Annotated in this window: 1 protein-coding gene; it reads right to left on the reverse strand. The window is 44.6% G+C overall.

Going from position 1 to position 410, the window contains the following annotated elements; genetic code table 11:
• On the reverse strand, positions 1–410 hold a 410-nt coding region (locus NI469_RS15765; RefSeq protein ID WP_253175665.1), incomplete at both ends, for a DnaA ATPase domain-containing protein.

The raw sequence follows: 410 nt of genomic DNA on the forward strand, positions 1-410 counted from the left end.
CGTGAAGCATCTGACCAGGTATCCATCATTTTTTGAGCAATTTCTGCGCTGGTATGGTAGCGTGCAGATTTTGTACTGTTATGCAGAATGTTGCGAATGATTGACGCACTCAGATGAGTCTTTCCTGTACCCGGTGTACCAATGAGCAGTAGGTTTGGATAATGGTCAGAAATAATCTGCTGTGCAAAAGCCTGACATAGTTTGATGGCATTGTCTTGTGCAGGACATGCAACTACATAATTCTTGAAGCCACGATCCAGGTAGCGTTTATTGAGCCCTGAGTTTTTGATTTTCTGTTGTAGCAATCGCTGTTGCAACTCATCTGCATAGGCTGCATGTGAGTGATGGACGGTTTCTTTGGCACACAATTTACAGAGCCTGTGACCGGCGATTTCCATCAGGGGTATATG

The organism is Acinetobacter lwoffii (genome assembly GCF_024129735.1).
In the GTDB taxonomy this organism is placed as follows: domain Bacteria; phylum Pseudomonadota; class Gammaproteobacteria; order Pseudomonadales; family Moraxellaceae; genus Acinetobacter; species Acinetobacter lwoffii_H.